Source organism: Peribacillus frigoritolerans (assembly GCF_040250305.1).
Taxonomy (GTDB): Bacteria; Bacillota; Bacilli; order Bacillales; family DSM-1321; genus Peribacillus.
Genome location: NZ_CP158190.1, coordinates 3,969,616 through 3,995,077 on the forward strand (window position 1 = coordinate 3,969,616; position 25,462 = coordinate 3,995,077).

Genomic DNA, 25,462 nt, shown 5'->3' on the forward strand with positions numbered 1-25,462 from the left:
AAATCTCCCCTTCCTATTGTAATACTGCTTTTTCTTCCAGTTCCTTCATGATGATCACACGGTTCACAGCATTCAAATACGCTTTGGCGGATGCTTCCAAGACGTCCTGATCAAGACCCCTGCCGCTTGTTTCCACACCGTTATAATCAATTTTTACAAAAACCTGAGCAAGGGCATCCATTCCGCCGCCCACCGATTGAATTCGATAGTCCAGCAAGTTGATCTCGCTGCCCAAACATCTTTCAAGCGTGTTATATAAGGCTTCTACACTTCCTGCACCTGTAGCCGCTTCCTGAATCTCTTCATTATCGCCTTTTTTCAGTGTGACCGTCGCTGTCGCCGTCTGATGGGTACCATGGGAAATCTGTAAGGAAATCATGTCATAAAAACTGATATCCGTCGCTTTCTCTTCAAGCACCAGCGCAACGATATCTTCATCCGTCATGTTCTTTTTATTATCGGCCAATTCCTTGAACTGAATGAATAATGAGTTCATTTCCTCATCCGTTACCGTAAAATTCAACTCTTGTAATCTTTCTTTGAAAGCATGGCGTCCTGAATGCTTTCCTAAAACTAGTGAATTGGACGAAACCCCGACAAGTTCAGGTGAAATGATTTCATATGTCGTTTTTTCTTTTAAAACGCCATCCTGGTGAATGCCAGATTCATGTGCGTATGCATTGGCACCAATAATGGCTTTATTAGCCGGAACTTGCATTCCCGTAAGGCGGCTGACCAAATCACTGGTCCTTTTTATTTCATTCAATACAAGACCCGTTTCCGCTTGATAGAAATCTTTACGGATGTAGAGTGCCATGGCCACTTCTTCAAGCGCCACGTTTCCGGCACGTTCACCAATTCCGTTGATTGTGCCTTCGACTTGCGTAGCCCCGCCTTCGATGGCAGCCAATGAATTGGCCGTCGCCATTCCAAGATCGTCATGGCAGTGTGCGGATAAACTAACTTTATCAATAGAAGGAACATGTTCACGAAGGTATCTGAAAATGTTTCCGTACTCGATTGGAGCTGCATACCCTACAGTATCCGGGATGTTAATGACCTTAGCACCAGCTTGAATGACCGCTTCGACGATTTCAGCCAAATAGTCAAGTTCTGTACGGCTTGCATCTTCTGCAGACCATTGTACGATAGGAAAACGAGCTGCCCCATACTTGACCATCTCAACTGCCTTTTCAATCACTTGCTGCTTCGACATTTTCAACTTATATTCACGATGAATGGGCGAAGTGGCGATGAACGTATGCAACCTTGGTTCTTCCCCGCCCCTTAATGAATCCCAAGCTGCATCGATATCTCCTTTTACAGCACGCGCCAGCCCTGTGACAGAGCTGTTTTTGATTTTGCGCGCGATTTCCTGTACGGAGTTGAAATCCCCTTTGGATGCTGCCGGAAAACCGGCTTCGATAATATCAACACCCAATCTTTCAAGCTGATAAGCAATTTCAAGTTTTTCGGTAAAATTCAAATTTACACCGGCTGATTGCTCCCCATCTCGAAGTGTAGTTTCAAATATATTAATTTTTCGCAACGGCTACCACTTCTTTCTCTTTTTGTTGAGGTTTTACGAATGGCATCATTTTTCTTAATTCACGGCCAACCACTTCGATTTGATGTTGGTTTTCACGATTATTGATAGCATTGAAGACTGGACGATTCGCTTGGTTTTCCAAGATCCATCCTTTTGCGAACTCACCGTCTTGGATGTCTTTCAAGATCGCTTTCATTGCCTCTTTCGTAGTTTCCGTCACAACGCGTGGTCCAGAAACGAAATCTCCCCATTGAGCTGTGTCAGAAATGGAATAGCGCATGTTTTCCATACCGCCTTCATACATAAGGTCGATGATTAATTTAAGTTCATGTAAACACTCGAAATATGCTACTTCCGGTTGGTATCCAGCTTCTGTCAAGGTTTCGAATCCAGCTTTCACAAGGGCAGTCAATCCGCCGCAAAGTACGGCCTGCTCTCCAAATAGATCCGTTTCCGTTTCTTCCTGGAATGTAGTTTCCAAACCGCCAGCTCTTAAAGAGCCGATTCCCCAAGCGTAAGCAAGGGCCAAATCTTTTGCTTCACCCGTAACATTTTGATAGATGGCGAATAATGCCGGCACCCCTGCACCTTGTTCATATGTACGGCGAACAAGATGTCCCGGACCCTTTGGAGCGACTAATAATACATCTACGTCTGCCGGAGGAACGATTTGGTTGAAATGGACGTTGAATCCGTGTGCGAACATTAAAGCTTGACCTGCACGCAGTACCGGTTTGATTTCTTCTTGGTATACTTTCGGCTGGGTTTCATCCGGTAATAGGTTCATGATCACGTCTGCCTGTTCAGCTGCCTCTTTCACCGTGTAAACATTAAAGCCGTCTTCCACCGCTTTATCGAAGGATTTACCTTTCCTGATTCCGATGATTACATCTACACCGCTGTCACGTAGGTTTTGTGCGTGTGCGTGTCCTTGTGAACCATATCCGATGACCGCTACCTTTTTATTGTTGAAGAAATTCTCGTTTGCTTCTGCGTTATAATATACTTTTGCCATAATAATTACATCTCCCTTTTCATCATTGTTTTTTGTTTTGTTTTTTGTTTTGGTTTGGTTTTTGTTTTATACGATTGTCGCACTCTTAGCGTGTGCAATTTGCATTCCACGCGGGATGGCGGCCGTCCCTGTCCTTGCCAATTCCTTGATGCCATATGGCTTGATCAGTTCAATGAAGGCTTCGATTTTATCCGATTCCCCTGTGATTTGAACTGTCAGGCTATCTTTACTGACATCAATAACTGAAGCTCGGAAGGGTTCGATGACTGAATAAATCTCGGCTCGGGTTTGTGTAGTCACCAATATTTTAATGAGTGCAAGTTCCCTCGCCACAATCGATTGATTCGTAATATCATATACTTTCAAAACATCGATCTGCTTATTCAATTGCTTGGTGATCTGTTCAATGACAGCTTCGTCATCAACATCGACCACGAAGGTCATCCTTGAAATGCCATCCTGTTCGGAAGGTCCGACAGTCATGCCTTCAATGTTATAATTTCTTTTCGTGAACAGGTTCGTAATCCGATTCAGGACGCCTGGCCTGTTGTTCACGGTGAGGCTAAGAATTCCCTTCATTGATTAAACTCCTTCCATTTCATCAAGCCCTTTTCCTTGTGCTACCATCGGAAAGACATTTTCGTTTTGTTTTACCCGGAAATCAATCAACACTGGACCATCAGTCTTTAACGCTACATCCAGGCAGTTGCTTGCTTCTTCCTCCGTCGTCACTTTGTATCCCGGAATTCCATAAGCATCGGCCAATTTCACGAAATCCGGATGCGATTGAAAAATACTGTGTGAGAAACGTTTATCATGAAAGAGTTCCTGCCACTGTCTTACCATCCCTAGTGCCCCGTTGTTGACGATGATGATTTTGATTGGCAGATTCATTTCGGCAATGACTGAAAGTTCCTGCAGGCACATCTGGAATCCACCATCCCCCGATATGGAAAGCACCGTCGCTTTCGGATTCGCCAGTTGCGCTCCGAGAGCCGATGGTAAGCCAAAGCCCATCGTCCCCAATCCACCGGAAGTGACCCATGAATCCGGTTTGTTAAATGGATAGTATTGCGCTGCCCACATTTGATGCTGTCCAACATCCGTCGTAACAATGGCTTCCCCATTCGTTTTTTCATGAAGCATCTGGATGACCCGCTGAGGTTTCAATACGCCTTCTTCATGGGTATAACGCAATGGGAACTCTTCATTCCATGCAGTCAGCTGTGTTGTCCATTCATCAATTTCCGGTTTCTTGCCATTTTGCGTAATCAACTCCGCCAGCGCTTCCTTGGCACTTCCGACGACCGGAATTTTTGTCGGCACATTTTTACCGATTTCCGCTGGATCAATATCGATATGGGCCACCGTTGCATGCTGTGCGAATTTCGCTAGGTTCCCAGTCAATCGATCATCGAACCTGGCACCGATATTGATTAATAGATCACATTTCGCTAATGCCATGTTTGCTGCATAGCAGCCATGCATACCACCCATTCCGATAAAGAGAGGATGTTCCGCCGGAAAGCCCCCAAGACCCAATAAAGTGTGGACGACGGGAATGCCTTGCTGCTCGACATATTCCTTTAATAGATGGGAGGCCTTTGCATGCAGGACACCTGCCCCTGCAAGAATGACCGGTCTTTTCGCCCCGCTTACTGCTTCAACAAGCTTTCTGATCTGTAAGTAATTCGGCTTGGTCGTCGGCTGATAGCCCGGGAGATTCATTTCTGGCTCCTCTTCAGTCGATACACCTTCTATAATGGCCATGTCCTTAGGTATATCGATTAATACTGGACCGGGCCGGCCGCTTGAAGCGATATAAAAAGCTTCTTTTATAATGCGCGGAAGGTCTTCCGGCCTCCTTACCTGATAGTTATGTTTTGTGATCGGGGTAGTAATCCCCAGTACATCAGCCTCCTGGAAAGCATCCGAGCCAATTACACTGGTAGCTACCTGACCCGAAATTACCACAAGCGGTAAAGAGTCAATCATTGCATCGGCCAAACCGGTGACAATGTTCGTTGCCCCTGGACCGGATGTAACTATGACCACCCCCGGCTTGCCGGTAATCCTGGCGTATCCTTCCGCTGCATGAATCGCACCTTGTTCGTGCCTTGTCAAAATATGAAAAAGTTCTGAACTATAAAGCTTGTCATAAATCGGCAATACAGAACCTCCCGGATAACCAAAGATGACTTCAACATTTTCCTTTTTCAATGCATTCAGCAGAAATTCAGCACCACTATAATGTGTCTTTCCACTTTTCCGATCAGCAACAACTGACTTTTGTGTCATTTCGTAAAAAACCTCCTTCACTTTTCTATTAAATATTTCATAACATTCAGAATTTTCAGCTTTTTATGCATACAAAAAAGCCTTTTCACCCCAAATGTACTTGCACTCGGCAAGTTAAAGGGGTGAAAAGGCTTGATGAGCCACTCCACGGTACCACCCTTTTTCGCATGAAACTCCATGCGCACTTTGAATAGCCTACACTATTCTCTGTTTTGGTAACGGGTACTGGTACGCACCCGTTCAGCCCTACTAGTCTGACGTTCAAGCTGAAACTCCAAGGTGAGTTCATCTTTCGGGACAATACCGGCTCTCAGCTACCCGGCTCTCTGTGACTGCCTTTTTAAAAGACTACTTATCCTCTTCAATGCTTTTCGCATTATTCATATTTTTCGAAACGCTTATGTTTGATGTCTTGTATTTGTGATTATCTTACGTGTATTTCAGGTAGTAGTCAACAGGTTTTTTGAAATTTTTTGATAATTCTAAATTGAAAGATTTGTTGTATCCGCTTACATACCTATCATGACCACATTCTACAAAAAAAGTTTTTTCAATATTTAATTTTTAAAAACGTCACATACCCCATTAAAATTATTAAAATGAGTGATAACAAACTTCTCCACTGAAATATCCCCGCACTACCCACATGATGCCAGTCACTAGTATTAGTGTTCACAAATAGCGGACCATCCATTTTCCCTTTCACTGTTCGCTGACGCCACTCTTGATACAAGATTCGGCCTCAATCCCTTTTGAAGATCTCTCGTGGATAAACCGCCTGCCATTCCAAGATGCGGAAAATCACGGAACAATTCAAAATCCCCTCCCCAAACAAATCCCAGGGATTTTGCTATGGCCGCCACCCTTGTCCACTTTTCGCCCTCTGTCCATAATGTCCGCTTGCCGTCATCACTAACAATGACAAAATCTACAGCAAGGCCATAGTTATGCAAGGACTGGCCCCCTCTGGCATAAGTCACGATTGGCTTTGATTTATTCGTTCTGCCCCGTTCATACAATTCATTTTGTTCTGGGAAACTTCGGTAACCAGCCGTTATTTGAACAAATATCCCCGCTTCATAAGCTAATTTAACCACTTCAAGTATCGTCTCGTTCACGACTGGGTTCATACCGCTTCCCATATTTTCCTTTGCACGATTCAATAGGGTTTGTAATTTGATGGCCATCCTAGCACCTCCCCTATATTAAATGCGAACAACACTGTAGGCGGAAAGGCGTTTAATATTTTTTCCTTCGATAATTGAAGGGGTAAAAATTTCCAAAAAAAGACAAAGGGGCTGAACACAGGTGATATGAATCATCCCCTGGTCCAGCCCTCCGGTTCATTTAGCCAATACATCCTCGTATTCTGCATTTTTTTCAAATTGTTTTTGAACGAACGAACATACCGGAACAATTTTCAGTTTTTCCTCCCTTGCGAATCCTATTACCTTTTCAACAAGGGCATTTCCTACCTTTTGCCCGCGAAGCTTGTCAGAAACAACGGTATGATCGACCGTGATTTCATCATCACCTGATTTAAAGAATGTAATTTCCGCTAATTTCTCACCAGATTCTTCGACAAAAAAAGAACTTTCACCTTTTCTGATATCAACCATGTTAATGACCTCCTTTTAGTTCCTTTTTATCATATCTCACAAAATGGAAATTAAACAAATATTTAAAACTTGAATGAAATTGAATAAAGTAAAGCACTTTCAAGAGTTTTAAAGCTAGCATTGTCCATGTTAAGTTTATTCACAAACTGATGGTGGCTAATATAAAATTTTTAAAGGAAGGCAAAAGGCAAAACTTGACCGACCTTTCCTAGCCTCGGATATACACTTCCGGTAATATCTAAGCTTTACCATGGCTGACGTGCACAATACTGAATGAAATATTTTTAAAAGGTTTTAATTTCTCTCCATAACCAAAATGAAATACATAGTTTTTCAAGCTTTCATTTTTTGATTGAATTTATATAATGGAAGAAATCTTTCCGTAACGATGTAAGAATAAGTATTTAATATTAGATACTGAAAAAACTGCCCTTTAAATGTTAGGACAGTTTTACACTTTTATGAAAACAAAATATAAAATGATCATCGATAACAATATGACCATAAAAACAGCGATTAGAATAACGTGCGCACTCGTGGGCCGGAATGTACCTTCATTGATTTGCCGCTTCTTCTGAAGATAACCGATTGTCGCCAGCACTGTAATCACAAGGCCCAATGCACATGCAAACATCCCCAGCACGATACTGATCAGGTCAATACGGGGATCCCGATGCACACCAATCGTAAAATGCAGGCTTGTCGCAAGAAAACCAACCCCCACTATCGCAATCACCGTTCTTACCCACGCTAAAAAGGTGCGTTCATTAGCCAGATGCTGCTGGGCATATTTCAATTGGTTTTTCTCCATGCATCACCTTAATCGAACGTTTTTGATCAACCTTAAAAATCAGTCATCTTTTCAGCAGCGAAAAGGCCCTGAACATAGACCCGACAAACATTAGCCCTGCACCGCCGAGCAATAAATATATACATAGAGTTTTATCAATAACATTCAAAGGATAAAGTAATGCCCCTAGCGCTATGATTGCTCCTATCCCCGTTATGGTCCATCCTATTTTTTTCATTCGCAACTCCTAAAATTAATTATTTAGTGAAGGTCCTCCACCGGTTTCCCCCTTTTTCATAGATAGGTCCCTCATTACTAGCTTAAACCATTTAAAAACTGACAACAAGTGAGATCCACCGATTATTTTCCCGCAAAAAAAGAGCCACAAATGACTCCCTGTTTTGAACACGCCCAAATTCAGCCGTTCTTTTTATCCTTTTCCATATACTCTTTTATTTTTCTTTCTTCCCACTCAGACCCGAAGTTTCCTTGTGCAAGAATGGTAATTCCATGTATCAGAACACCAATCCCCCACCCTCCAAGGGGATAAAGGAACCACCAATAACCGGAATCCGTCAATAGGTTAATCGCAATCAACATGACATTCACCAATACATACACCATTAGATGAATGTAGAATGCCTTAAGGTTTTCAACCCTTTTTTTCGCCCGTAGATATCCATCTCCATTTTCCATCCCAGCACCTCCTAATCATAAACACTAAAGTATATTACCATCTGCTTCCATAATACCTTATTTTTCATAAAGAAATAAGAATGAAATGCATCAAAGGTAAATCGGGAGCTGGGAATCAAGGAGAATCTCTAAAGGCCACTTACAAGTCAGTGGATTTCATTCTATTGTATCCCCGTTCTTCGTATGGCTGTATTTTGTCCATCCACATTTCTTCAAGTTTTTTCAATTCCCGTTTAACATCAAAAAATCCTGTATCTTTCGGCTTCAATACTTCCAGTACCTCAAAAGAAAAAGCATCTTTCCCATATTGGTTCCACTCACCTTGCAGAACTTTATTGGTGTTTGTTCCGACTTCCAATTCAAATTGTTTCCCCTTCAACGTCTTTAAATTCCTGGTGCTTCCGATAAAAACTTTATTATTTACCGTATTTCTGATTTGGTATACACCTGCTTCAACTTTCGTTTCTTTATATAATTGCTTCAATTCTTTTTTACGATCCATCTTTCTTGCCTCCAGTCATCATTTCTTCAGCCAATATTGGCTCCCATCAGTCTTTCTATCCAAGAATCCATATTCTATTAAATATCTTCTCAAAAGAACATGATCATGATAAACGGCACCCAATATTTGATTGATTTCTTTTTCTTCATATTTCCGCTCATTTTCAAAACGGTTCATAATTTCTTGGAGAATGATCAGCCTTTGTTTTTCCTTTGGCGGGAAAGACTTTAATGTATCCTGACTGCCTTTAGGGAAGTATTTTTTCAATACAGTCACCTTTTCTTCCTCTGTAACGTTATAACGATCATCGACCATCCTTGCTTTTTGATGAAGCGGGATAAATGCCGGCGCATGTTCATCTTTATCTTTCAAAAGTTCCATCAGGGCTAAAAACAACTTAGCCTGACGCTCTTTCTCTTTCAACACAAAACGATGGTTCCGAATGGTGGACGGACTGCCAATTCCCATTTCCTCCTGAACCTCAGCATCATTCTTCCCTTGGTAAAATAGGCGAAGAAGGCGGTTTTGATGGTCCGTGAGACCTGTAAGTTTTTTATCGAGATCAATCAAGTATTCAAAAACGGAGCTGTGTGCATGTTCAATATGAATTCGCATATACCTCTTTGCTTCATAAAGAACCCCATCTTCCGGGTACACTATCCCCTTTTCAACTGCATTTCCGCACAGCAAACAAACATATTGATTCTCACCTTCTATATATCCTTGTTTAAGCTCATCCTGAGATGCGTTCCAAAACATTTCAGCGTCCTTCATAAAACAAACACTTCCCTATAAAGTTTATAATATAATAAACATAATATTAATTCGTTTGCATTATGTCAATGTTTTTTCTGATTTAACTCCAGCAAAGTATCCAAAGAAGACCTTGATAGTCAGAGGGGCTTCATAACATACAGCTGGCAGGCGAATACACCATCCATTCCCAGGACACTATGCCGATATAGTATATTGAATAATAAGCGTATTTTCCCCAATAATATGCTATATAAGCGTGAATAAGCTTTAGAGGAGGATATATTATTGAAAGATGAAAACGATGCAATTGTTCCATCAATCCATAACACCGATTTACACAAGGCAATACACCATTTATCGGAACAATTCAAGGTACCACTGCCAGAATTACGCGATACGATTGATTTACTTATACAAAACCAATCAAGTGGGATGCAGCTTAGTGTAGAAGATCATAAAAGTTCACCCGTCGAAGAATTGAATACGGCAATAATCAAAAACCGTGAAATCATTAAAAAAAATCTCCAAACATTAAATAGAATTTGATATAGAAAAAAGGCATCCGATCATGGATGCCTTTTTTCTGTGGAGCATATGAAATTCCTAATATAAGTCCTTCGTTAGAGCTCATTAAGTATTAGCTAGGCACAAACTTAAGTATTCCTTCCAGATAAACACCTTGTTCTTTTCGTTTGCATTCCCTCAACTTGATTCTTCCTTCTTTTTCTAACTCCTTAGCTAATTGGACCACTTCAGTTCCATCTTCGGTTATTTCGACTGAGAAGAAATTGCCCCGAGTGGAAGTTTGAATGAACTTGAATAATCTATCTTTATTCATTTAAACATCTCCTTATTTATAACAAGTTCGACATAAAAGTTCATCCACCTGCGATAAATATAAATAAAAAACTTCTTGTCGTCATACGAACTTTAGCAGTTAAAAGGATAACAAATTGAAAACATCCTCGTTGACTTAAGCCAAAAGTAAAAAAGCCAAAACCTTAGAAGGTTTTGGCTTTTTCTAGTTAGTGTCCCAGGAGAGATTCGAACTCCCGACCGACGCCTTAGAAGGGCGTTGCTCTATCCAGCTGAGCTACTGAGACGTTTATGATATAAGTTGCGGTAAAACTTATGTATTACCTTAACTGTTCCCTTAGGACACTTCTTATTATAGTAGGATATCAAAAGAAAGTCAACGGTTTTTCATAAAAAGTTTTTTTCTTTTTTTATGAACCAGGAAGCGGGGAAAAACGCTTCCTGTTCATTATACATGAAGTCATTCCATTTGATAAGCATTTCTTAGTTCTTCAACGATTTTTCCTTCAAGGTCAAAATAGATGATTTCAAGTTGGTCATTTCCGATTTCCAAAATGGCATAGGTTTTCTCTTTTCGTCCACGCGGCTGACGTATGCTTCCCGGGTTGATGAAGAGCTTGCCGTCAATCAATTCGGAGCCTGCAGCGTGGGAGTGACCAAAGCAAATAATATCCGCCCCTGTCTCTTCACTTTTATAAGATAGGTTCATCAAGGTCATATTTATGTTATAGAGGTGTCCATGCGTAAGGAAGAAACGCTTGCCTGCGATATTCTCCACAATATCATTCGGATATGCCGAATCATAGTCACAATTCCCGCGAACGGCTAAGAACCCCGACATGTGAGGGTCATTTCTTTCCAACTCTGAATCACCGCAATGGATCATGGCAGCAACCTCTTGTTTATGACGGTCGGTAATCATGCTGATTTCATGAGTTAAGCCATGACTGTCACTCATTATTAGCACTTTCATCGTCACATTCCTTCTTCCCTTTTTAGAAATAGATCAAGTTTTTCATCTAGAGCCCTCAATGCGTTGGCACGGTGGCTGATTTTGTTTTTTTCCTCTTTTGTCAATTCGGCGTTTGTTTTGCCCTGTTCCTCAACAAAAAAGATGGGATCATAACCAAATCCATTCGTTCCTGAAGGCTGTTCCGTAATCAAGCCTTCCATCGTTCCCGATACCGTAACTGTTTCCTGGTTGGGTGACGCTAGTGCCAAGGCGCAATAAAATCTCGCAGTCCTAGCCTCTTTTGGCACGCCTTCCAGTTCGCGGAGGACTTTTTCCGTGTTTGCTTCATCGCTCTTGTCCTCTCCAGCATAGCGCGCAGAATATACGCCTGGACGGCCCTCCAATGCATCTACAATCAATCCGGAATCATCAGCAATGACAAAGTGGCCTAGCTGATGGGCAATGGCCTCTGCCTTCAGGATCGCATTTTCTTCAAAGGTCGTGCCTGTTTCCTCAACATCCGGAGCATCCGGTACATCGAGAAGTGTTTTGACTTCATATCCTTTAGCAGAGAATAAGCTTTCGAACTCCTTGGCTTTCCCTTTATTTTTCGTTGCAATGATTACTGTCTTCATTTTTCATTTCACCCTTTTTCATTTTATCGGCATGAGAGCTCTTTTCGGACTAAGAAAGAATTTGCTGTAATTCGTCATATGTAAAAGCCGCTTCTTCCAGTGCCAAACGGACGGATTCAGCGCTGCCTTTCATGATCAACAACAGCCGCTGAACTTTCCAGATAAGTTAAGTCTAACACAACTCCCTTATCTGCAATACTTATAAAACTAACGTTTGTAATTTTCACTATGTTCAATATGGATATTAACTTTTATGTTATTTATTGAAGACTTATCAAAGGAATTAATAATTTTATTATCCCACTTATTGGCATGGTATCTGTATGCCTTTTCACTTATGTTAAAAAGATCTGTATTGATTTTTTCCCCAGTCTCCAACGTCTTCAAAATATCTTGCTTAATTTTTATTTCTACCTTTTTTTCGATTTTTTCCATATCCAAGTTGTCTATATTTTGTTTCAATATTCCATTTGCTCTAACTTCTAAATCATATAAGGGTTTCTTTTGTTGTTCCAATACTATGATGTTTGTTTTGGGGTCCATGATTTCAACACTTACCTTTTGTTTGTTCAGGGAAAAAAACATTACAGTCGCCTTATTTCCAACCCATTTCATACCTATCAAATCTTGTTTACTTACGAACCCTTTATACTGTTGTTTTGATAAAACATAGCCGCCATTCAACGTTGGTATCTTTTTTTCTTTCCCCTTCTCTGAGTAATGACGCTCATTTATTACCATAGAGGGAATTAAAATGGAACCAACCGGTTGATAAAATTTCGAAACCAGCTCATTGAATTTTAACGGGGATATGAAATAATTCTCATTAATAACGGTCTCTGGCCTTTGAATGATCGTGAATAGGTTAGGAAGATTAAAGAAACTATCACTGTCAAACACCTTTTTAATATCTTCTTTTGTAACAAACAGCCATGAATTGTATCGCAATAAGGGCTCTTTCCCCACATATTCAATGAAATCCTTCATTTTCTTATTGATTACATTCTCACTTAAAATGAAGGAGTTAATATGCCCGATATACAGTGGCAATGCTGCATTTTGTTCTAATTCAGTAAATGCTTCTTCGATACTTTCCCCTTTACCTTCCCCAATGACAACAGAAGATTTTTCTTGTAATGCTGTGGCCCCCTCTTGTTTTGCTATATCCGCAAAATTCAATGCTTGAAAGTATAAGATGAATTCACCCTCTTTATAATCGACGCCTAGAGCGGATCCATATGTTTGAGCTTGAATTTCCTTCATTCCCCAACAGCCTGTCGTCAATAAAAGTTGACAGCCAATTACCATGACTGCAATTAGCTTTCTCATTTGTTCGACTCCTTTTGCGGTTCATTATCACTGGACTGTAGAGCTTGATTCCGCTGTCTTAACATCCCATACGGAAGCTTGAATAAGACTTTTAACATATCCGATTTATTTGGTTTGGAAAATGGATTCACAAAAGGCTGTCCGAAACTTTCCAAGGAAACCACAACAATCAAGATGAGGAATATTCCCATGAAGAATCCAAACAAGCCTAAAAACGCTGAACATGCAAATATGAATAACCTTATAAGAACGATATTCCCAGCAATATTCTGATTGATCAAGGTATAGCTCGAGAGAACTGTTACAGCTATTATTACGAGCATGGAGGGTGAGGTCAGTCCTGCCCGAATCGCTGCATCACCTATAATTAGTCCACCCAACACAGAAACCGTCGGACCTACAGCTTTTGGCAGGCGAAGACCGGCTTCTTTAAATAGTTCAAACAATATGATCATCAAGAATGCCTCCAAAGAAGCAGGTATGGGTAATCCCTGTCTCGTGATTGAAATCGTCGCAAGTAGCGAAAAGGGAATTTGATCGAATTGATAGGTAACTAACGCTATAAAAAAACCCGGTAACGTAACGGTTACAAATAAGGCGACTACACGAATGATGCGTATAAAACTAATGTAAAAAAAGCTTGCATGTGCGTCATCAGCAGAATAAAGCAACTGATTAATACTTGTTGGTCCGATCAAGCATGTGGGATTCCCGTCCACCAGGATGGCAAAGCGCCCTTGATTCAATGATTCAACAACATAGTCCGGTCGACCGATATAATCCATTAAGGGGAAGATGGAAAGTTGATTATCATATAAGAGTTCTTCAACTTGGTAACTGCTGACTATGATATCAACCTTTAATGAATCCAATCGTTCTTTAATATCCAAAAGAATCGAGGGATTAATAATGTCATCAATATAAAGCAGCAATATTTTTGTTTTACTTCTTTTCCCGATTGTATATTCTATACATTTAAGTGATGCCGTTTTTAACCTTTGGCGAATTAAAGACATGTTATCCGATATATTCTCAACAAATCCATCTCTAGGTCCACGAATGGAAGATTCTATATTGGATTCTTCCGGACTGCGCTTAGGGGAATTAGCTAATGGGGTATAGTAAATTTCATTAGAAGATTCATTAATAATGATCAGGTCTCCAGAAAAAAGAATGCTTTCCACTTCCTCTTTTAAACCGGAGCCCTTTTCAAGCATACTGATTTCCATAATATTGCTTAATTGATCAATTGTTAATTCCCCATTTTCTTGAACCGCTTTTGATATTGTAGGCAGTATCACTTCATTGATAAATGGCATATCCACTAAGTTCGGCGCATATAAAAAACCCAACAAATAACGACCTTCATTATCAAAAGTTTTTGTTCTTAAAACAACATCGGAAGAATGTTCGAACCATTTTTGGATTTGGTCAATGTAAGAAGGAGTTCCATTCAATTTTCCCTTCTTCATAATGTTTCACCTTTTCCTTTTCCCTTTATAAAAATAAGAATTAACAGTATAATTGCAGCACTTAAAAGAAACAGACTGCTGATTGGAAAGAAATACTTGTAGATAAGATTAAAAAATGAAGTAGCATCCCAATGGATTAGCGTGCCAATAACAATTAACAAATATAGCGAAAGCAGTATCCACTTCTGATGTTTTGAATTTGAGATTAATTTATAGCCTATAAATAAACATAAACTTATTCGAATCATGGCACCTGAAAGCCATTGGAAAATGGAAAGGAAATCAAGTCGAGTAATATAATAGCCAAACCTTAGCAACTTCCACTGTTCGTAAGCTGGATTCCTCATTTTCACTGCTTCCACAGAACCAAATTCTGCAATCGCTCCCATGAGGGGTCCTAACGTCAGCATGATTAAGATAATACCAACCAGTAAAAGCCACTTGGCTTTTAGCTTATTTTTCAGGTAAGGAGTTAAAAATAAAAAAACGATGATTTCTAAATATCCTGCACTCGTATACAGAATTCCATTTAAAGTATTGCTATATCCGCTTTCAAATATCGGGAACAATAATTCGTAATTCTTATTACTCGTATTCCCCAGCCCCACAAATATCCCGAAAAAAGTGACGACCGGAAGAAATAGGAGAGCCAAAGTACTTATGGTGCGTATTCCTTTATAACTTGCAAAAATACATATAAAGGTGAATAGGCTGACAACTACGATGTTTGGTATGTCATGAGTATAATTAGCTTTTGCCCAAATCACTGTAAATTTGACGGTAATGAAGGCGTTAATTATAAAGTACAACCCAAATGCTATAGTGAAGATATATGTAACAAAAGGTGTAGACCATTTTTTCAGAAAAGAGATTATATCTTCTTTATCTAGTTTTTTATAAATATAAAAAATAAATAGTGTCCAAACAAAACATGGAACAACACTTATTATGACACTTATCCATGCGTCGCGTTGAGATGCGGTCAATATATTGGGAAGGAGCAGGACATGTACCATGAATCCTGTATTCATAATGATCAAAACATAGATGTGTAAAGCCTGAATGACCTTTTGATCCAAAATAATATCCCCCCATTAATTACATGATTAAAAGTAATTTCCCCTTTTAAAAATTTATTTATGTAAAAACTTTCTCTTGATACGAGAAATTGCTTAGCTGAGGTATTAGTTTTCAACTAAAACAACAATTAAAATGTATATAACAGGGGCAATGGTGGAATAAAAAAAAGAGGCAGCTGCTGGCTGCCTCTTTGTGTTTTCTAGATATAAATCGCGCTTTAAAAACTACCTGTGTTGACTTTCTCTGGACGGACCACTGGTTCGGATAATTTCTTGCCTTCTTCATTAAGAACATCTGCGCTGCCCTGCACTTGCACTTCAACGCTTTCAATTCCTTTCTGTTCCGTTAAGGAAAGGACCAAGGCATCAAGGACTTCTTGTGATACCTTTTTCTCTTTAAAGCTTCCAAGGATATTTTCGTTAAAATTGAGGCTGACCTTACCTTCTGCCACCTTAGGCTCGTCAAGTAAAGCTACATCGCTCATGAACCCTGTTTGCAGGCTTGAACCCGAAGGACTCTTCGTTAATTCCTGAATGACCGCTGTTACATTATCAGACACCGTTTCGCTGATCCTGCGTGTCACAGGAACATAATAGGTGTACTCCTCGTCACCGCCTACATAATAAACGGTCAGTGATTTGGTATTGGAAATGTCGACTACGTCACTCGTATCGATATTGATTCCTGACGACCTTGAGATATTCTCATCTATCGGTGTGCCATTGACAGGCATTTCGGATATATCTTCCCCATTAATTCTCATTTGGATTTTCTCGACCGAGTCGAATTGTGTCAGTGTCCATGTAATGGCTTGAAGGATTTTAAGTTCATCCTCTTTCTGATAATTTTTGAACTCCGGCGAAAAGTCCGCCACAGCCACTCCGTCTTTAATGTTCACGCTTATTTGGGTATCGGCAGGAATGACGGCCCTGAATCCATTCGGAAGTTTATCCGTGACAGGTCCGTTAGTGACAAGGTAATCAAGAGCCTGTTTGGCGACAGCTTCCGATTTAGGAAGTTCCAACGTCTGTGGAACCACATACCCGCTTTTATCAATTAAATATAACTCCGTCTTCACTGTTTTCGATTCAACTGCGCCCTCTTCTCCATCAGTCGCGGGCTTTTCCTCACCATTCGTTTCTGTTTCTTTTTCTTTTAATGAAGATTCATCCTCGACTAATGAAACATCCTTTGGCGGATCTATTTCCTTTTTCTCTTCACCGCCAAATAATCCGCAGCCTGAAAGCCAAAAAGAAGATGCCAGAATGGTCACAGCCATTGTTACTTTTGATTTATTGGACATAAAATCACTCCTAGGACAGTTTGTACTCCTATTTATACGAGCCCTAGGGGAAAATAGACCAATTATTTTTCCCTCTGATAGTGGAGCTGGGCAATTTGCCCGTACTGCTGCATCTTTGTCAGCTTCTGATTGAGCAATCGATTCCCATCCCCAAGTATAATCGGAATGATGGACAGGATCATTTCATCCACCTGCGTTTCCCTCATGAAGTCCTATTTCTGCACCGCCAACAAGACAGATCCTTGAACCTTCTTTCTGTCTTCCGATGAAATCACCTACAACTTCGTTCATAAACTCGGCATATCCTTCTATCCCTTTCGCACTTCTTGAAAAGACATAGCAGGCTTTATGTTGATAGTGAATTCTTGTTCCAAAATATGAATCTGATATATGTCTCATAATCACCGTATCTATACTAACACCGTCTGTTCAAGACAAGAAAAAAAGACTTCCAAATGGAAGTCTTATAAGTGATCGATTTTAATTGTTTCGATGGTATTGACATGAATACCGAGCCAGCTCGACGCGATGGAACCAAACATATCTCTGGAACCGGTTGTATAAAAGCGATGAACGGGGCGGAGCTTGCTTTTATTGATTAATTTATAGTAATCCAAAATGACACTTGCCTCACGGGCCGTTTCTTCCCCAGAGGAAATGACTTGTACTTCATCCCCCATATAGGAAGAGATTACAGGCCCCAGCAGTGGATAATGGGTACATCCAAGGATCAATGTATCGATCTTCGTTTTCTTCAACGGGTTCAAGGTTTGTGCCACGACCCTATTGACGATACCCCCTTCAAACTCCCCGCTTTCTACGATTGGGACAAATTTCGGGCATGCTAAACTATCTACTTTCACATCGGAATTGATGGAGGCAAGCGCGTCGTCATATGCTTTGCTTTTCACCGTGCCTTCCGTACCAATAACGCCAATATGCAAGGAATCAGAAACTTTCAATGCCGCCCTTGCCCCTGGATGGATGACACCCAACACCGGAATCGGAAGTGTTGCCCTGATTTCATCCAGTACAGCTGCAGTCGCTGTATTGCAGGCGATGATCAGCATTTTTATTTCCTTCTTCATCAAAAACCTCGTCATTTGCCATGTAAAGGTTTGGACATCTTTTTTGGTCCTCGGCCCATAAGGGCATCTTGCTGTATCACCTAAGTAAATTATATTTTCATTTGGAAGCTGACGCATGACTTCTTTAGCTACTGTCAAACCGCCTACCCCTGAATCAATGATGCCTATCGGTTGTTTCAAAAAACTCGCCTCATTTTTCTTTCATTTCTTGATGTAGTTTTACTAGAATCCCTTTGAGGGACATGATGTCAGATTCGTTAAAATTGACTAATACGCCACTCAAGTACTGCTGCCGTTTATTAATCACTTCTTCGATTATCCGTTCACCTTCTTCAAGAAGGTGAATTCGAACCACACGCCGGTCATTTTCATCCCTGACACGCTGGACAAGCTGATGTTTCTCCATGCGGTCAATCAGATCCGTCGTTGTGCTGAAGGCGAGAAACATCTTCGTGGACAATTCGCCAATCGTCATGTCTCCTGATTCAAAAAGCCATTGCAAAGCCACGAATTGAGGAATGGTAATTTTATAATCATGGAGAATTTCTCTTCCCCTTTGCTTAAGCCATGACGATACATAGCGCAATTCCCTCTCGATATCGGCTACATATGCCGCCTGCTTCCCTTCATCCATACACACAGCTCCCCACTTCATGAAACTTATCATACTACCATTTTGGATGAAAGTGAAATGATTTTCAAGATTGATTACCTGGAATCTTAATGAAACGCTCTCCATAAAAATAAGCAGCATCCAAAGAAGTCAAAACAACCAAATTGTTTTGCCCTTCCTTATATGCTGCCAATGAACGGGAGAGAAAATATTTATAAGGCTTACGTATTAAGAGTTAACACATTAAAGCTTAAGTTCTCCCATACGAAGGAGTTCTATGACTGCCTGCGAACGTCCTTTAACTCCAAGCTTCTGCATCGCATTCGAAATATGGTTTCGAACTGTTTTTTCGCTAATAAACAATTCACCTGCGATTTCTTTTGTTGTTTTGTCTTGTACTAGTAACTCAAATACTTCTTTTTCTCTTTTGGTGAGTAGTGGCTTATGAGTGAATTCGTTCTCCTTCAAGTAATGTTACCCTCCTTGCCTTCACCAGCATAAAACCCGGAGTGGGTGTCTATTTAGTCAAGATATAGTATGTCGGCTGGGGCAATGGAGTGACTCTTTTACTTGTCTAAATGGAAATATTTTTAGGAATGTTCCAGCACAGTATGCCACATCGACTGCTTCATCTCTTCCGTCCAAGGTATCGGCTTTCCGGTGGCCTTGGAGACTTGCACAATCGTCCCCCTGCCCGTTAGACAAATTGATCCATCTTGTTTGATCCCCATATAATGTATGTCCACTGAAGAATTTCCGATATGGTCAGCTTTCACATGAATCGTCAATAAATCATTGAAAAACACCTGCTTCAGGTAATCACACTGTAAGTTAGCAACAACCGGCATCTCACCGCATTCAGCAGAGGTCCAATCCTTCATGAATCCCATGCTATTGAAATACTCAATCCGTGCTTCCTCAAAATAAGTAAAAGGAATCGTGTTATTCAGGTGCCCAAACATATCAGTTTCTGAAAAACGGACCTTAATCTCATGTTTAAAGGAAAAATCATTGATCCACTCCGCTATATTATCGATATATGATATTCTGCCCAACTTGTGCACACCCTTTCTGAAATGAATGACTATTCACTCATTTTATAAGAAAACAGCCATAATGAAAAGTATTTTATATTGGAAGCTGTTTAATTTGATCATTCTAACTTCATTAATCGAACATTATGCATTTGCCGGGTGCCGCAAATCATTTTACACATCAATCCCAGCTATCAATCCAAAAAAAAGAACCCATATCATAAGATACAGGTTCTTTCATTTTCATTATTAAACTTCATCGCTGCCGAAGAAGTTACGGAATTGTTGGATCGTAGTATCACGGTTCAACGCTGCAATCGAAGTCGTTAATGGAATGCCTTTAGGGCAAGACTGCACACAGTTTTGTGAGTTACCGCAGTTTGCAAGTCCTCCATCACCCATGATCGTATTTAAACGTTCAGCTTTGTTCATTGCACCAGTTGGATGTGCGTTGAATAAACGAACTTGTGATAATGGTTGTGGCCCCATGAAGTCTGAATTGCTGTTTACGTTCGGACAAGCTTCCAAACATACACCGCAAGTCATACATTTAGATAACTCGTAAGCCCATTGACGTTTCTTTTCTGGCATACGCGGTCCTGGTCCAAGGTTGTACGTTCCATCGATTGGAATCCATGCTTTTACCTTTTTCAATGAGTCGAACATACGGCTGCGATCGACTTGCAGGTCACGAACAACAGGGAATGTACGCATTGGTGCTAGACGAACCGGCTGCTCCAATTGATCGATAAGAGCTGTACATGATTGTCTTGGTTTACCATTGATAACCATTGAACAAGCACCACATACCTCTTCAAGACAGTTCATGTCCCATGCGATTGCTGTAGTGTGCTTGCCTTGTACCGTTACTGGATTACGACGAATTTCCATTAGGGCGGAAATTACGTTCATATTCGGACGGTACGCTAATTCGAATTCCTCATCATAAGGAGCTGAATCCGGTGTATCTTGACGAGTGATTATAAAACGGACTGTTTTAGTCTCAGATTTAGTTTCAACCATTTTTTTGCTCCCCCTCTTTAGTGTTTCGTAGTGTAGTCACGTTTACGCGGTGCGATCAGTGATACATCTATGTCTTCATAATGGAATTCAGGTGCTTGATCCAAGCCTTTGAATGTTGCCATAGTAGTTTTCATGAATTCCTCATCATTACGTTCTGGGAAATCAGGTTTGTAATGCGCTCCGCGGCTTTCGTCACGGTTTAACGCACCAATTGTGATTACACGAGCCAATTGCATCATGTTTTGCAGCTGTCTAGTGAATGCAGCTCCTTGGTTACTCCATTTAGCCGTGTCATTGATGTTAATTTTCTTGTAACGTTCCATCAGCTCAAGAATCTTGTTATCCGTTTCTTTCAGCTTGTCATTGTAACGAACTACAGTAACATGCTGTGTCATCCACTCACCAAGTTCTTTGTGAAGGACGTACGCATTTTCATTACCATCAAGAGACATGACTTCATTCCATTTCTCTTGTTCTTGTTTTTCGTACCCTTCATACAATGAAGAAGGAATGGATTCTGAAGTTTTAGCAAGGCCTTCAATATATTTAACGGCGTTCGGTCCAGCGACTGAACCACCATAGATTGCAGAAAGAAGTGAGTTGGCACCAAGACGGTTACCGCCATGTTGTGAGTAATCACACTCACCTGCAGCGAATAAACCTTTGATGTTAGTCATTTGGTCATAATCAACCCAAAGTCCGCCCATAGAATAGTGAACGGCAGGGAAAATCTTCATTGGAACTTTACGAGGATCTTCACCCATGAATTTCTCGTAGATTTCAATGATTCCGCCAAGTTTAATATCAAGTAATTTCGGATCTTTATGTGATAGATCCAGGTAAACCATGTTTTCACCATTAATGCCAAGCTTCATGTTCATGCAGACGTCGAAGATTTCACGAGTCGCGATATCACGAGGTACTAGATTACCATAAGCAGGGTATTTTTCTTCAAGGAAATACCAAGGTTTTCCGTCTTTATATGTCCAGATACGTCCACCTTCACCACGAGCGGATTCACTCATTAGACGAAGTTTGTCATCTCCAGGGATTGCTGTCGGGTGAATTTGAATGAACTCACCATTAGCATAATTTACACCTTGTTGATAAACGATGGAAGCAGCTGAACCTGTATTGATCATTGAGTTAGTTGATTTACCGAAAATGATTCCAGGGCCGCCGCTCGCCATGATTACAGCGTCTCCAGGGAATGATTTGATTTCCATTGAAGTCAGGTTTTGAGCTACGATACCGCGTGCTGTTTGCTCATCATCGATAACAGCTCCAAGGAATTCCCAGCCTTCATATTTCGTTACAAGGCCTTCAACTTCATAACGGCGAACCTGCTCGTCCAATGCGTAAAGTAATTGCTGACCAGTTGTTGCACCAGCGAATGCTGTACGGCTATGTTGAGTACCACCGAAACGACGGAAATCAAGAAGACCTTCCGGAGTACGGTTGAACATAACACCCATACGGTCAAACATATGAATGATCGATGGTGCTGCTTCGCACATCGCTTTAACCGGCGGTTGGTTAGCCAAGAAATCTCCGCCATAAACTGTATCGTCGAAGTGGATATATGGAGAATCCCCTTCACCTTTTGTATTAACTGCCCCGTTGATTCCGCCTTGGGCACAAACTGAGTGAGAGCGTTTAACAGGCACTAAAGAAAATAAATCAACCTGTTGTCCCAGCTCTGCTGCTTTGATCGTAGCCATTAATCCAGCTAGACCTCCACCAACGATAACTATTTTACCTTTACCCAATTCTGTCACTCCCTTATTTCCATTAGCCAAGCTATGTTTTTCCTAATTCTTATAAATGAACTCTATCTTCTTATACGAAAGCGAAAATTGCGCTGATTCCGATATAAGAAAGAAGAACGAAAACGATCAATGTAAAGTAAGTCATGATTCTTTGCGATCTTGGTGAAACTGTAAGACCCCAGCTCACTGCAAATGACCATAATCCATTAGCAAAGTGGAAGATTGCCGAGATAATACCAACAATATAGAACACAATCATAAATGGACTAGAGAAAATTTCAGCCATCATGTCAAAGTTAACTTCAGCACCCATAGCTGCTTGAATTCTAGTTGCCCATATATGCCAAACAAGGAAAATCAACGTTATGATTCCAGTTAGACGTTGTAGCATGAACATCCAGTTACGGAAGAAACTAAATCTGCCTAAATTGTTTTTTGCTGTAAAGGCAATATAAATTCCGTACACAGCATGGAAAATGAGCGGTAGATAGATGACGACCCATTCTACCAGAATCTTCACGGGCGTATACTCAATTAAATGAACTGCCCCATTAAAAGTTTCTTCTCCTTTTGTTGCCATAAAGTTTACCGATAAATGAAAAATTAGGAATAGACCAATTGGAATTACTCCTAGAAGTGAATGAAGCCTGCGATTCCCAAACTCACGATTTTTTGCCACTAAGTGCCCCCCCTTAATTTGTGAAAAATCATGCAAAGATAAACTGGTGGCTACCTTTTATCTCCGCGTGAAAATACAGTATAGAGTCAAAAAAACTCCTCTATACTTCCTTTACAATTATGTGACATGTCCATTTTACTCCTGACTTCTATGTGCGTCAAGAAAACGGATACAAGAAATCTCTTTTTCAGAATAGATTTTATTGGATTAAATTGGATATTTTTTGCATGTCAAGATGATATTTTGAATAAATTTCTAATTTAACTATTAATATCTCGGTATAATTTCTCATTTTTTTCCAATTGTTATTTAAATAAATAAAAAACAGTATAATTTGCAAAAGAAATACGTTTATAATAGATTTACAGAAAGAGGCGATAAATTATGAAAAAAAATATTGCTGCTGCGATAGAAGAAGAGATTCAAACTGAAGAAATTCAAACTGAAGAATTCCTGGTTCCAGCTTTCGGATACGAATTAATCAGAGAAGTTCTATTGAACGATATTCTCGGAAAAGACTCTAATCAAATCCTCTATTGGGCAGGTAAACAATTAGCAAGAAAATTCCCATTGAATGGCGATCAGGAAGTGATTGAATTTTTCCAAAGCGCTGGATGGGGCAATCTGGAAATCTTGAAGTATACGAAACACGAGATGGAGTTATCCCTGACGGGTGAAATAATCAGCCGCCGCCTGGATTTACACCCTGATTGTCACTTCCAACTTGAAGCCGGTTTCCTTGCCGAGCAGTTTACACTGCAAAAAAAATTCCTCAGCGAATCAACGGAAGAAATCAAACGCCGCGCAAAAAAAGTGATATTCACCATCCAATGGGATCCCAGAGATCCAATCTAATGAGCCCTTAAAACAGACTTACCCTTTTTACCGGAAGTCTGTTTTTTATTGGACTCCTGACACTTAAGCTAGCACATTTGCATGTTGACCTAGTTTAAATGCTTCATGAAGAGATTCAACCGCCTTCACCATTTCCTTTTCATTGACGACAGTCGAAACTTTAATTTCCGATGTGCTGACCATTTTCACCTGGATGCCTGTATTGGCCATCACTTCAAACATCTCGGCAGCCACTCCCGGATTGGATACCATACCAGAACCGACGATGGACACTTTGGCCAATCCGCTCTCCGTTTCGACTCGGTCGAATCCCAATTGTTCTTTATTATTTTCCAGCACGATCAAGGCCGCTTCCGTATCTTCACTTTTTGTGGAAAAAGATAGATTGGTCGTATCCTCGGCAGTCATGCTTTGAATGATGATGTCCACATTGATCCGGTTTTTCGCAAGTGTTGTGAAGATTGTGGATAATGCACCAAGTGATTGGGGCAAACCATATATTGTGACCCTCGTAATACTGTCTTCAAAAGCAATCCCGCGTACAATTAAGTTTTCTTCCATAGTTGCTTCCTCCTCAATGATCGTTCCTGATTCTCTCTCCATGCTTGAACGGACTTCAAGCGGAATTTGATAATTTTTTGCATATTCGACAGCCCTCGGATGAAGGACGCCCGCCCCCAGGTTGGCAAGTTCCAGCATTTCATCATAAGAAATGGATTGGAGTTTTCGTGCGCCTTTTATGTAGCGAGGGTCCGTTGTGAAAACGCCCGTTACATCCGTATAAATATCGCATCTATCCGCATTCAGCGCTGCAGCGATGGCAACCGCCGTCGTATCGGAACCGCCTCGCCCTAAGGTAGTGATTTCCCCATTTGCATCGTTACCCTGGAAACCGGCCACGACCACTATTTTCTTCTCCTGTAGCTTAGCTTGGATCCTCGTGGCATCGATGTTTAAAATCCGGGCATTCCCATGAACGGATTCCGTTTGCATGCCAGCCTGCCAGCCAGTATACGAAATGGCTTCATGTCCTTTTTCAATCAATGCCATCGTTAACAGGGAAATCGTTACCTGTTCCCCCGTAGTCAAAAGCATATCCATTTCCCTCTTGCTCGGGGTTCCGGAAATATCCCGGGCCATGGACACCAATTGATCCGTGGTTTTCCCCATGGCTGAAACAACGACGACTACCTCATTTCCATTCTGCGCTTCCTCGATTACCCGATCGGCAACATTTTTGATTTTTTCTACGCTTCCGACGGATGTTCCGCCAAATTTTTGAACGATTAATGCCATCCTCATGCACCCTCTCTACCTTTTTAGGCAATAAAAAAAGCAATGAGAAATATCTCATTGCTGTGATCACATATCTAAATACTGTAAACACAGTGAGATAGCTCTCCAGGGTATAAACCCTGACAATCCGCCATTTATTAAATGTCGGACCAGGAAAACAAGGTATGAGTCTTGTATTCCTTCGGCGTCATCCCCTTTCAAAACCTTTCATGGAAGCTCATACTTCTCCAGGTTTTTACTCTTGAATTCCGCACCTCTATCAGCACTTTTAAGTTGTCTAGTTAAAAATTCTT

The 25,462-nt window shown here is 40.7% G+C and carries 29 protein-coding genes, 1 tRNA gene, 1 riboswitch and 1 other annotated feature; of the genes, 2 read left to right on the forward strand and 28 right to left on the reverse strand.

The window, feature by feature from the left end; translation table 11 throughout:
- Positions 1–13 precede the first annotated feature (13 nt).
- From ABOA58_RS19425 to ABOA58_RS19475, 11 genes are all read right to left on the reverse strand, one after another.
- Positions 14–1,549 carry a 2-isopropylmalate synthase gene (locus ABOA58_RS19425; protein WP_350299633.1) on the reverse strand — a complete coding sequence of 512 codons (1,536 nt, stop codon included), beginning with the start codon at positions 1,547–1,549 and terminating at the stop codon, positions 14–16.
- A complete protein-coding gene (gene ilvC / locus ABOA58_RS19430; protein ID WP_350299634.1) occupies positions 1,536–2,564 on the reverse strand; it encodes a ketol-acid reductoisomerase in 1,029 nt (342 codons plus the stop codon). The genes ABOA58_RS19425 and ilvC overlap by 14 nt, the downstream gene beginning before the upstream one ends.
- A 66-nt stretch (positions 2,565–2,630) precedes the next feature.
- Positions 2,631–3,143 (reverse strand): acetolactate synthase small subunit, encoded by a 513-nt coding sequence (gene ilvN / locus ABOA58_RS19435; RefSeq protein WP_101222819.1) that lies wholly within the window; start codon positions 3,141–3,143, stop codon positions 2,631–2,633.
- 3 nt (positions 3,144–3,146) lie between these two features.
- Positions 3,147–4,862 (reverse strand): acetolactate synthase large subunit, encoded by a 1,716-nt coding sequence (gene ilvB / locus ABOA58_RS19440; RefSeq protein WP_350299635.1) that lies wholly within the window; start codon positions 4,860–4,862, stop codon positions 3,147–3,149.
- A 115-nt stretch (positions 4,863–4,977) separates the two neighbouring features.
- Positions 4,978–5,236, reverse strand: a binding site (T-box leader).
- Between the two features lie 291 nt (positions 5,237–5,527).
- On the reverse strand, positions 5,528–6,049 hold the full coding sequence (locus ABOA58_RS19445; protein WP_350299636.1) for a M15 family metallopeptidase: 522 nt from the start codon (positions 6,047–6,049) through the stop codon (positions 5,528–5,530).
- 156 nt (positions 6,050–6,205) lie between these two features.
- Positions 6,206–6,481 carry a GNAT family N-acetyltransferase gene (locus ABOA58_RS19450; protein ID WP_350299637.1) on the reverse strand — a complete coding sequence of 92 codons (276 nt, stop codon included), beginning with the start codon at positions 6,479–6,481 and terminating at the stop codon, positions 6,206–6,208.
- 451 nt (positions 6,482–6,932) lie between these two features.
- Complete coding sequence (locus ABOA58_RS19455; RefSeq protein ID WP_434547743.1) at positions 6,933–7,292, reverse strand: YidH family protein; 360 nt, start codon at positions 7,290–7,292, stop codon at positions 6,933–6,935.
- A 43-nt stretch (positions 7,293–7,335) separates the two neighbouring features.
- The gene (locus ABOA58_RS19460) at positions 7,336–7,509 is read right to left on the reverse strand and encodes a hypothetical protein (RefSeq protein WP_170971560.1); all 174 of its coding nucleotides are present in this window, start codon (positions 7,507–7,509) and stop codon (positions 7,336–7,338) included.
- Between the two features lie 179 nt (positions 7,510–7,688).
- Positions 7,689–7,967: a 2TM domain-containing protein gene (locus ABOA58_RS19465; RefSeq protein WP_252278123.1), complete on the reverse strand. Its 279-nt coding sequence runs from the start codon at positions 7,965–7,967 to the stop codon at positions 7,689–7,691.
- A gap of 139 nt (positions 7,968–8,106) precedes the next feature.
- Positions 8,107–8,469: a GIY-YIG nuclease family protein gene (locus ABOA58_RS19470; protein ID WP_350299639.1), complete on the reverse strand. Its 363-nt coding sequence runs from the start codon at positions 8,467–8,469 to the stop codon at positions 8,107–8,109.
- Between the two features lie 18 nt (positions 8,470–8,487).
- Complete coding sequence (locus tag ABOA58_RS19475) at positions 8,488–9,243, reverse strand: DUF2087 domain-containing protein (protein WP_350299640.1); 756 nt, start codon at positions 9,241–9,243, stop codon at positions 8,488–8,490.
- A 267-nt stretch (positions 9,244–9,510) separates the two neighbouring features.
- Here ABOA58_RS19475 and ABOA58_RS19480 point away from each other — a divergent pair, with 267 nt between their 5' ends.
- Positions 9,511–9,771, forward strand: coding sequence for a hypothetical protein (locus ABOA58_RS19480; protein ID WP_350299641.1), 261 nt, complete (start codon positions 9,511–9,513; stop codon positions 9,769–9,771).
- Positions 9,772–9,862: 91 nt separating this feature from the next.
- Here the strand turns inward: ABOA58_RS19480 and ABOA58_RS19485 are convergent, their stop codons facing one another.
- From ABOA58_RS19485 to ABOA58_RS19560, 16 genes are all read right to left on the reverse strand, one after another.
- Entirely contained in the window at positions 9,863–10,063 is a 201-nt protein-coding gene (locus tag ABOA58_RS19485; RefSeq protein ID WP_063575539.1) for a hypothetical protein, read from the reverse strand.
- A 191-nt stretch (positions 10,064–10,254) separates the two neighbouring features.
- Positions 10,255–10,328 (reverse strand) — tRNA-Arg (locus ABOA58_RS19490).
- 173 nt (positions 10,329–10,501) lie between these two features.
- On the reverse strand, positions 10,502–11,014 hold the full coding sequence (locus tag ABOA58_RS19495; RefSeq protein ID WP_350299642.1) for a metallophosphoesterase: 513 nt from the start codon (positions 11,012–11,014) through the stop codon (positions 10,502–10,504).
- A 2-nt stretch (positions 11,015–11,016) separates the two neighbouring features.
- On the reverse strand, positions 11,017–11,628 hold the full coding sequence (locus tag ABOA58_RS19500; RefSeq protein WP_350299643.1) for an XTP/dITP diphosphatase: 612 nt from the start codon (positions 11,626–11,628) through the stop codon (positions 11,017–11,019).
- A 207-nt stretch (positions 11,629–11,835) separates the two neighbouring features.
- A complete protein-coding gene (locus ABOA58_RS19505) occupies positions 11,836–12,957 on the reverse strand; it encodes a Ger(x)C family spore germination protein (RefSeq protein WP_350299644.1) in 1,122 nt (373 codons plus the stop codon).
- Positions 12,954–14,429: a spore germination protein gene (locus ABOA58_RS19510; protein ID WP_350299645.1), complete on the reverse strand. Its 1,476-nt coding sequence runs from the start codon at positions 14,427–14,429 to the stop codon at positions 12,954–12,956. Before ABOA58_RS19510 ends, ABOA58_RS19505 begins: the two co-directional genes overlap by 4 nt.
- On the reverse strand, positions 14,426–15,508 hold the full coding sequence (locus ABOA58_RS19515) for a GerAB/ArcD/ProY family transporter (protein ID WP_350299646.1): 1,083 nt from the start codon (positions 15,506–15,508) through the stop codon (positions 14,426–14,428). The genes ABOA58_RS19510 and ABOA58_RS19515 overlap by 4 nt, the downstream gene beginning before the upstream one ends.
- Before the next feature lie 218 nt (positions 15,509–15,726).
- Positions 15,727–16,812, reverse strand: coding sequence for a GerMN domain-containing protein (locus tag ABOA58_RS19520; RefSeq protein WP_350299647.1), 1,086 nt, complete (start codon positions 16,810–16,812; stop codon positions 15,727–15,729).
- A 62-nt stretch (positions 16,813–16,874) separates the two neighbouring features.
- Complete coding sequence (locus tag ABOA58_RS19525) at positions 16,875–17,003, reverse strand: hypothetical protein (protein WP_350299648.1); 129 nt, start codon at positions 17,001–17,003, stop codon at positions 16,875–16,877.
- A gap of 273 nt (positions 17,004–17,276) precedes the next feature.
- Positions 17,277–18,080 carry a glutamate racemase gene (gene racE, locus ABOA58_RS19530; RefSeq protein ID WP_101222834.1) on the reverse strand — a complete coding sequence of 268 codons (804 nt, stop codon included), beginning with the start codon at positions 18,078–18,080 and terminating at the stop codon, positions 17,277–17,279.
- A 10-nt stretch (positions 18,081–18,090) separates the two neighbouring features.
- Complete coding sequence (locus ABOA58_RS19535) at positions 18,091–18,534, reverse strand: MarR family winged helix-turn-helix transcriptional regulator (RefSeq protein ID WP_350299649.1); 444 nt, start codon at positions 18,532–18,534, stop codon at positions 18,091–18,093.
- Between the two features lie 222 nt (positions 18,535–18,756).
- Positions 18,757–18,981 (reverse strand): helix-turn-helix domain-containing protein, encoded by a 225-nt coding sequence (locus ABOA58_RS19540; RefSeq protein WP_028392149.1) that lies wholly within the window; start codon positions 18,979–18,981, stop codon positions 18,757–18,759.
- A gap of 122 nt (positions 18,982–19,103) precedes the next feature.
- Positions 19,104–19,568 carry an acyl-CoA thioesterase gene (locus ABOA58_RS19545; RefSeq protein ID WP_350299650.1) on the reverse strand — a complete coding sequence of 155 codons (465 nt, stop codon included), beginning with the start codon at positions 19,566–19,568 and terminating at the stop codon, positions 19,104–19,106.
- A gap of 228 nt (positions 19,569–19,796) precedes the next feature.
- A complete protein-coding gene (gene sdhB, locus ABOA58_RS19550; RefSeq protein WP_048689018.1) occupies positions 19,797–20,570 on the reverse strand; it encodes a succinate dehydrogenase iron-sulfur subunit in 774 nt (257 codons plus the stop codon).
- A gap of 17 nt (positions 20,571–20,587) precedes the next feature.
- Entirely contained in the window at positions 20,588–22,339 is a 1,752-nt protein-coding gene (sdhA, locus tag ABOA58_RS19555) for a succinate dehydrogenase flavoprotein subunit (protein WP_048689080.1), read from the reverse strand.
- Positions 22,340–22,409: 70 nt separating this feature from the next.
- Positions 22,410–23,018: a succinate dehydrogenase cytochrome b558 subunit gene (locus ABOA58_RS19560; protein WP_034308986.1), complete on the reverse strand. Its 609-nt coding sequence runs from the start codon at positions 23,016–23,018 to the stop codon at positions 22,410–22,412.
- Between the two features lie 384 nt (positions 23,019–23,402).
- Between ABOA58_RS19560 and ABOA58_RS19565 the strand changes: the two genes are divergently transcribed.
- Positions 23,403–23,873 carry a YslB family protein gene (locus ABOA58_RS19565; protein WP_101222837.1) on the forward strand — a complete coding sequence of 157 codons (471 nt, stop codon included), beginning with the start codon at positions 23,403–23,405 and terminating at the stop codon, positions 23,871–23,873.
- 63 nt (positions 23,874–23,936) lie between these two features.
- On the opposite strand, the gene ABOA58_RS19570 is transcribed toward ABOA58_RS19565, so the two are convergent.
- Complete coding sequence (locus ABOA58_RS19570) at positions 23,937–25,169, reverse strand: aspartate kinase (protein ID WP_350299651.1); 1,233 nt, start codon at positions 25,167–25,169, stop codon at positions 23,937–23,939.
- A gap of 90 nt (positions 25,170–25,259) precedes the next feature.
- Positions 25,260–25,436, reverse strand: a riboswitch (Lysine riboswitch).
- Positions 25,437–25,462 lie beyond the last annotated feature (26 nt).